Genomic DNA, 8,117 nt, shown 5'->3' on the forward strand with positions numbered 1-8,117 from the left:
GGGTACGGGCACGGACTTTTGGTATCCATGCGCACAACACCCCACTAAAATAGTCAACTATAAACACGCTGATCGCACTGGATGTCCCTATGACTGCACCCGATAAGAGAACCCTGTCTCAGTTTCCCGACCTGCCACTGGATAACAGCTACAGCCGTTTACCGGAACACTTCTATCACAGGGTAGACCCTACGCCGCTGCAAGCCCCTGCTCTGATCAGTCTCAATATAGCTGTGGCACAGCAGCTGGGTATCGACCCAGACTCGCTGAACCCCGAACAACTGGCACTCTATTTTGGCGGGCATAAAAATTTACCTGGCAGCAACCCGCTCGCCATGAAGTACACCGGTCATCAGTTTGGTGTCTATAATCCTCAACTGGGTGATGGTCGGGGCCTGTTATTGGGCGAGCTGGTGGCACCGGATCAACGGCGCTGGGATCTGCATCTGAAAGGCTCTGGCAAAACCCACTATTCCCGCTTCGGTGACGGGCGGGCGGTATTAAGATCCAGTATTCGGGAATACCTGATCAGCGCCGCCATGCAGGGGCTGGGCATCCCGACCACTCAGGCGCTATGTATTGTCGGCTCAGAGGAAAAAGCGATGCGTGATGGTATGCCGGAACCTTGCGCCACGCTGCTAAGAGTGACTGAATGTCATATCCGCTTCGGCCACTTCGAGCACTTCTACCATAGCCAGCGTTATGACGATCTTCGTCAGCTCAGTGATTATTGCCTGGCACGCTATTTTCCTGAATATCAAGCGCACCCGAATCCCCCCTTAGCGATGTTAGAAGAAGTGATCCGGCGCAGCGCCTATCTGGTGGCTCAATGGCAGGCATACGGCTTTGTTCACGGTGTGATGAACACCGACAACATGTCCCTGATTGGGGAAACCTTCGATTACGGCCCCTATCAATTTATGGATGAGTACAAACCTCATACCATCAGCAATCACTCGGACCATCAGGGACGCTACGCCTTTCAACACCAACCGGATGTCATGAGGTGGAACCTGTATCGTTTGGCCCAATGCTTTGTGCCTTTAGTGGCCGATGACGGTATAGAAGCCAAAAAACAACTAGAAGAGGCTTTGGATCGCTATCACGGCCTCTATAATCACTATTATTACAGTAAAGTCAGTCAACGACTCGGCCTGGATAACCATACCGACCAACCCCATGAACAACATACCGCAATAGAAACAGCGCCTGAAACCCGCCGTGAAGAACAAAGCCTGATCGATGACCTGATGGCCTTATTAGCCAGCCAACAAGCTGACATGACCCTGTTTTTCCGCCTGCTCAGCGAACAAGCTATCAGCCAGCAATATCAGACTTTGCAGCAGATTACTCCCCGCCCCCAAGCCTTCGAGCATTGGCTCAACCGCTACCATCAACACTTGACAGAGTTGTCACTCACACCTCATCAGGAAGAGCAGCGCCAACAGCAGATGAAACAGATAAACCCCGTTTATCTCCTCAGAAACTATATGGCGCAAGATATCATAGAGGCGACAGAAAAAGGCGACTTTACCCTGATAAATCAATTACTTCCTATACTAATGCAACCTTTTATCTACCATAAACAACTGGCACAATACGCAGGACCGGCACCGGATTGGGCCGCAGGAATTTGTTTAACCTGTTCCTCGTGATTATTTGAATGGTAGCACCAGAAAAATAGTACTCAGTAATGGCTTGTATCCACTGAATAATCACTCTATATTTTGCTAATACATCAGTAATTATTGATATAAACCGGGACCCCAGTTAAACAAAGATATAAAATACGGAATTAATTTTCGCGAGATCAGGAACATTATGGACTCGATTCCCATCAGCCAGATGCTGTCACCTAACCTTATCACCGTATTTGCGGATATGGAGATACAGGAGGTCCTCAGCATTATGCAGCAACAGAAAGCCAGTTGTGTGATCCAGATTGATGACTACCATCAGCCGACGGGAATCTTTACCGAACATGACCTGATCCATTTCCTGGCCCAGAGCCAAAGTGTTCTGACAGGTTGTATCAGCGATTACAGCCAACCGCCTACGATTATTTCAGCGAGCCTATCCAGTAACGAAGCCTTCCGTACATTATCTGAAAAGCGTGAACGCCAGCTCGTGGTCGTTGATGACCATGGCAAACTGCAGGGCATGGTGGAAGAGAACGACTTTATCCATCATATGAATTACATCCCTATGGTGATGCAGATTCGTGTCCGCGACGTGATGAGTCGCAGTGTGCACCAACTGGCGCCGGACGACAGTGTGCAGGATGCTCTGTTACTGATGAACTCCGCCGTCATCAGCTGTGTGGTAATCGCTAACAACAATACCCCCACGGGTATTATTACCGAGCGGGATTTTGTGCGCCTGGCCAACCGGATTGATAACCCGGCTCAAACACTGTTACGGGATGTGATGCATCAACCTGTCTTTACCCTGACAGAAGATGTGTTTGTGAAAGACGCTTCCCACCTGATGGATACCAAGGGCATTCGTCGCTTTGTCGTAGTGGATCATGACGGTCAGCTATCCGGTCTTATCACCCTGCGCGATATCACCCGGGCTCTGCAAAAAGGTTATGTGAATCACCTGGAAGAAGAGCTGACGATCAAAGAGCAGAAGATTCTGCAGATCGAATCCCAACTGAAACAGGTGGATGAAAAAACCCTGCTTAGCAGCCTGATGAATCAGGTCAATGACGGCGTCTTTATTGTTCAGGCCGATACCCTGGACATACTGGAAGTGAACCAGACTGCTTGCCGCTCACTGGGGTATCAGGTTGAAGAGCTGGTCGGACGCAATCTGAAAGAGATCTCCAGTGCCGCTGCCGAGCTGAACCAGGAGCAGGTACTGACAACGCTCAAAACCCAGGGTCATATGATGATCCGTAGCAGCTACCAGCACCGCAACGGTGGTGAACTGCCGGTAGAAAGCAGTGTGACCCATCTGGAACTGGCGGATCAGCACTATATTATCTCTGTGGTACGGGATCTGAGCGAGCGCCTCAAAGCGGAAGCGGCCCTTCTGGAAAGTGAAGAAACCTACCGCAGTGTGATCGATACCGCTCTGGATGGCTTCTGGATGATCGACCATAAAGGCCGAATTCTTGACGTCAACCCCGCCTACTGCCAGATGTCAGGTTATAGCCGGGAAGAGCTGCTAGAGATGTCTATCCCCGATCTGAATATCCATGAACGCAGAGAAGATACTCTCCAGCGCATTGAACACCTGCGCACCACTGGCAACGCTCAGTTTCTCAGTCAACACCGCCGCAAAGACGGCTCGGTGATGGATATTGAAGTAAAAGTCAGCTATTGGCCAAAACATGGCGGCCGATTTTTTGCCTATCTCAGGGATATTACCGAATACAACAAAGACCAGCTGCGTCTGAAACAAGCTGCAGCCGTCTTTGAAAACACCCGTGAAGCCGTCATGGTAGTCAACGCCAATCGCCGCATCCAAATGGTCAACAAAGCCTTTGTCCAGATGACAGGCTACAGTGAAGCACAGATCATCGGCTGCTCACCGGCCCTGCTGCAATCTGGTGAACACCCCAAAAGCTTCTATAAAGCGATGTGGCACACCATACGCACCCAAGGCCACTGGCAGGGCGAACTGATCAGCCGCCGAGCAGACGGCAGCACCTACCCGGAATTACTGAATATCAGCGTCGTGCACAACCCCAAAGGGGAAATCAGCCACTATGTCGGCGTATTTGCCGACCTGTCACAACAGAAAGAGTCGGAAAACCGGCTGGCTTACCTGGATTATCACGATCCACTGACCGGCCTGGCAAACCGTAAAACCCTGATGATGCGTATGGATCATACCATTCGCCAGTCCCAGCGCGATCGCACCCAGGTGGCCCTGATGCTGCTGGACCTGGATCGTTTCCAGAACGTTAACGACAGTTACGGCCATGATGTCGGTGACGAGTTACTGAAATGTGTGGCCCAGGAACTGGATCAATCGATACCCAATGTCGATACCCTGTGCCGTTTGGGCGGAGACGAGTTTGCCCTGCTGTTTGATCACTTGGAAGATATCGATCAACTACCCCTGTTAGCCACCCGGATTATCAGCTTACTCAATCGCCCTTGGAAGTTATCCAAAGGCAAAAAAGTGACCGTGGGTGCCAGCCTGGGCATCAGCCTGTCACCGCAAAACGGCATGGACGCCCATACTCTACTGCAACACGCCGACGCCGCCCTGTATCAGGCCAAGACAGAAGGACGCTCCCGTTTCTGCTTCTTCTCCGATGAGTTGACCCGCAACGCCCGTCATCGCCTGGAGCTGGAAACCCGGATGCACCAGGCACTCAAAAACAACGAACTGGAGGTCTACTTTCAGCCCCAGGTCGACATCCTCAGCAATGAAATTGTCGGTGCCGAAGCCCTGGTACGCTGGCAGGACCCGGAACGCGGCCTGCAATCTCCGGCTTACTTTATTGACCACTGTGAGAAAAATGGTCTGATTGGCGAGATTGGCCGCCAGGTATTGCTGAAAACCTGTCAACAAGGCCGCCAATGGCTGGATGATGGCCTACCAATCAACACCCTGGCGGTTAATCTATCGGCCAACCAACTGGCCAACCCCAATCTCTACCATCAGATCTCTGAGATCTTACAGCAGACAGGATTCCCAGCCCGCCATCTGGAATTGGAGCTTACCGAAAGCGCCTTGATGAATGACACCGAAAGCACCATCGACCTACTGGAACAGCTGCGCCGCATGGGCATCCAGTTAGCCATTGATGATTTCGGTACTGGGTATTCATCCTTTACCTATCTCAAGCGTTTCCCTATCGATATTCTGAAGATCGACAAAAGCTTTATCGACGAGATTGAGTACAAAGAGGAAGACCGGGAAATCGTCGCCGCCATGATCGCTATGGGCCACGCCCTGGGCTTAAAAGTACTGGCGGAAGGCGTCGAAAATCCACAGCAACTGGCTATATTAAAAAATCTGGGCTGTGATATTTTCCAGGGCTATTTACGGAGTCGCCCGGTGCCTGCTGAATGCTTTGAACGCTTGTGGCAGATTCCTGAAACAGCGATAAAGTAAAGCACATGAGTAGAGCCCATACCAGGGCTCTACCCGATCAATACTATCTCCAACCACTTACACCTTCAAGCGCGACAACTGATGATCCAACTGCTCAACAACCCGGGTCAGCTCATGGCGAACGCCATCAATGGTATTTGCCTGCTCCTGCAGATGCTTGGCGGTATCGCCAATACCGACAATGCTCTGGCTAATCTCATGATTCACCTGGCTTTGCTCTTCGGCAGCGGAAGCCACCTGCACCGTATTATCTGAAATCACGTTGATCTGATCCCCCAGCTCCCGCAGGCTGCTCACGCTCTCAGAGATACTCTGCGTCGTGTGCAATGTACGCTCTTTGTTGGCGTTAATCTGCTCAACCGCTTCTTTAACGTTATTTTGCAGGCGCTTCACCAGATTATTGATCTCTTCGGTGGAGTTATGAGTGTTGGCTGCCAGTGCCCGCACCTCATCCGCTACCACAGCAAATCCTCGTCCCTGCTCACCGGCACGGGCCGCTTCAATCGCTGCATTCAGCGCCAGCAGGTTGGTCTGCTCAGCAATATCGGCAATGGTTTTCACAATCTGATTAATATCTTCACTGCGGGCTGAGACGCGCATTACACGCTCGCTGCCCTCTTCAATAGCCTCTGCAATCTGTTTCACCTGATCAACGCTACGATCAAAACAGTTACGAGTCACCTGCAGAATCTGCTCAGATTTATGGGTGCCTTCCGCATTCACCGTGGCTAAACGGGCCACTTCTGCACTGGTTGATGCCATCTCTTCCATCGCGGTTGCGACACTTTCGGTTTCTGCGGTTTGCTGTGCGATGGTCTGAGTGGTGGAATCGGCAGCACTGCTAAGCAGCTGAGTTTGATCTTTCACCTGCTGACTTTGGCTCTGCAGCTCCAGAATCATCTCACGCAGTTTAGCGATAAACTGGTTAATCCCCTGACCGATCTCAATCAGCTCTCTATGACTGGTAATTTCCAGGCTTTGAGTCAGGTCACCATCACTGGAACTCAGATTACGCACCCGATCGCGCATTCTGGACAGAGGCAGTGTGATGGAACGAACAAACAGCGCAATGGCAATCGCAGCCACTAAGACACTGACAATACTTAAGATCACCATCTCTGACAAAGCCTTGGCGGTATCTTCATCCAGCTCCTGAGCCAGACTGTTAACTCCGGCAAAAATTACGCTTTTAGGCACTGTCATTACCAATGTCCAATTCACACCTGGGGCGTCAATGGCGATGGCCTGACTCACCGCAAGTAACTCTCCCGCTTCAAATACACCGGCACTTTGCCCTTTCAACATACCGGCAAACTGGCTATCGGCTTCGGACAGAGGGCGGGACAGCTTTTCGCTGTATTGACTACTGGCGACAACTCGATCTTTTGCACTGAGCAGATGAAGCTGAGCCTTACCCTCAAACAGTTTACCGGACATCTCCTGCATCAGTTTTTGCAGTACAGGCAGGTCAATATCGGAACCGGCAACACCTAAAAAGCGGCCATTATGCATCACTGCCGTTACCAGACTGGTCATCAATACACTGTTACCGGGTTCAATCTCATAGAGGTAGGGCTCAATCAGGCAGGTTTTATGATGGTCGTAACTGCACAGATACCACTCCGATTCCCGGTCGCCAAGATCGTTGGGGGTAGCAACATATTTTGACTCAGGATCTTCTGTAACATAGTGAGTCAGGTTACTGCCTTCACGCACCCAATACGTTTCCAGTGTACCAATTGTGGTGGTGTGGTCCCCGCTGCCGATCATCTCCTGATCGTTACTATCGTAGGCATTTTTTTCAAACTGGATGTAAGCCGAGCTGACGTTGGTATTCGCGCTCAGAGCCTGACGAGCCAGTTGCTGCACTTCATTCCGAGACAAGCGGGTACCAGGATCTGCCACTGCTGCTTCTACGACCGATTTCATGGTCAAAGGAGTCAGGAAAGATTGATTCATATAGCTACCAACCTTTTCTGCTACCGCCGCTGAAGAAGATTGTAACAGATGCTCAGCATTACTCCGGCTGGCATCATAGACCCGTTTATTGACCTCTTCCGCTTTATGGCTCATCGCATTGATGGCAACCCAGGTCATTCCCCCCAGCGCCAGCACCAGTATCAGAATGGTAAATAATATTAATTTATTGCGCAGTGACCATGCCTTCATAAGCTATCTCCACTCAGCAATACCTCTCTCTCCTAGTGAAGGTTCCTGCTGTAGATTCTTGATATCTGCCGTCCCTGAGCGGAGTGCTTAAATCAGCCATTTTACCTAAAACAGATTGCAATCCAGTCAAACCAAGATCAGTGAGGATGACTTTGGCGCAACTCTGACACAGTAAACACTTGTTTTAGTGTTTGGAGCGATTAAAGCGTTATTATTACATTCAAATATCGAAATACTTCTGCTTCACCGCATATATTGAGATATAAAGATGAACAGAAGATGAAGCCTTGCACTAAGTAAGCGCTTGAATATAAGCACTTTTTAATAATTGCTTATTATCCTGACACTGCAGACTACTTGAAAATGACCAAAAGCGACCAAAAGCATCTATTTGCGACACATCCATCCAATACAGTAATAGCTCACCCAAAGCTTCCGGGTTATTGTTGCAGCGATCTGAACAACGTATTTTCCACGCTCTTCTCGCCCCAGTATGAGAGAAAGAAGATGGCTACCTGAGTGGAAAAACCTTTTTTCTGGCGTTACTTGCCAGTCTAGCAGGCTGTCGGACTATTAGCCCATTTCACCCAGATCTAGGATAATAGCCCTTTTCAGGTTCCAGCAGGATATATCATGAGTCGCTTTCGTACCATCGATCGTCAAACGCCTTATCTACTTCCTCCATCTATTGATGACTGGCTGCCTGAAGATCATTTAGCTCGCTTTATTGTAGAGGTTGTCGATAGTCTGGATTTGCAAGCCATCCAGGGAGCATATCGCGGTAGAGGCAGTGCAGCCTATCACCCTTCTCTACTACTATCCCTGCTCATCTACGCTTATGCCACCGGAGTATTTTCCAGTCGCAGGATTGA

At 50.1% G+C, this 8,117-nt stretch carries 4 protein-coding genes; 3 read left to right on the forward strand and 1 reads right to left on the reverse strand.

Annotated elements, in window-relative coordinates; genetic code table 11:
- Window positions 1–89 precede the first annotated feature (89 nt).
- Window positions 90–1,655, forward strand: a complete 1,566-nt coding sequence (locus H579_RS0116715) for a protein adenylyltransferase SelO (protein ID WP_051227742.1) — start codon at window positions 90–92, stop codon at window positions 1,653–1,655.
- Between the two features lie 166 nt (window positions 1,656–1,821).
- Window positions 1,822–5,076, forward strand: a complete 3,255-nt coding sequence (locus H579_RS0116720; protein ID WP_051227744.1) for an EAL domain-containing protein — start codon at window positions 1,822–1,824, stop codon at window positions 5,074–5,076.
- A 57-nt stretch (window positions 5,077–5,133) separates the two neighbouring features.
- On the opposite strand, the gene H579_RS0116725 is transcribed toward H579_RS0116720, so the two are convergent.
- The gene (locus H579_RS0116725) at window positions 5,134–7,245 is read right to left on the reverse strand and encodes a methyl-accepting chemotaxis protein (RefSeq protein ID WP_028301644.1); all 2,112 of its coding nucleotides are present in this window, start codon (window positions 7,243–7,245) and stop codon (window positions 5,134–5,136) included.
- 633 nt (window positions 7,246–7,878) lie between these two features.
- Between H579_RS0116725 and H579_RS0116730 the strand changes: the two genes are divergently transcribed.
- Window positions 7,879–8,117: transposase (locus H579_RS0116730; protein WP_028301645.1), on the forward strand; the 239-nt coding region annotated here is incomplete at its 3' end.

Origin of the sequence: Oceanospirillum beijerinckii DSM 7166 (assembly GCF_000422425.1) — a bacterium.
Taxonomy (GTDB): Bacteria; Pseudomonadota; Gammaproteobacteria; order Pseudomonadales; family Halomonadaceae; genus Oceanospirillum; species Oceanospirillum beijerinckii.

Excerpts from the sequence above, each read along its gene's own strand:
- H579_RS0116715 (WP_051227742.1), top strand. The coding sequence starts at position 90 with ATGACTGCACCCGATAAGAGAACCCTGTCTCAGTTTCCCGACCTGCCA.
- H579_RS0116720 (WP_051227744.1), top strand. The coding sequence starts at position 1,822 with ATGGACTCGATTCCCATCAGCCAGATGCTGTCACCTAACCTTATCACC.
- H579_RS0116725 (WP_028301644.1), bottom strand. The coding sequence starts at position 7,245 with ATGAAGGCATGGTCACTGCGCAATAAATTAATATTATTTACCATTCTG.